Origin of the sequence: Flavobacterium sp. RHBU_24 (assembly GCF_046613695.1) — a bacterium.
Lineage (GTDB): Bacteria > Bacteroidota > Bacteroidia > Flavobacteriales > Flavobacteriaceae > Flavobacterium.
The window spans coordinates 1-204 of record NZ_JBKJHD010000077.1 but is presented as its reverse complement, the minus strand read 5'-3'; the positions used below and the strand labels follow the sequence as shown (position 1 = coordinate 204).

Below are 204 nucleotides of genomic sequence, written 5' to 3'. Positions count from 1 at the left end.
CGTGGCACTGTTACAAAACGCCTGTGCTGATGCCGTTGGCGCAGCGGTGGTATTAATGGTTACAGCTACGGGAGTGCGTGTACTCTCACAGCTGTTAAGTGTTTGCGATACATAATAAGTACCCGTTGCAAGCGCAGTGGCTGAGGCAAGCGCCGAACCACCGGTTAAGGTGGTATACCATTTCAATGCCGTACCGGTAGCGGT

1 protein-coding gene is annotated in these 204 nt (G+C 52.9%); it reads right to left on the bottom strand.

The annotated features are described in order from the left end of the window. Positions 1–204, bottom strand: a 204-nt coding sequence (locus ACLI09_RS18140; protein ID WP_411421052.1) for a hypothetical protein, incomplete at both ends; no start/stop codon positions are given.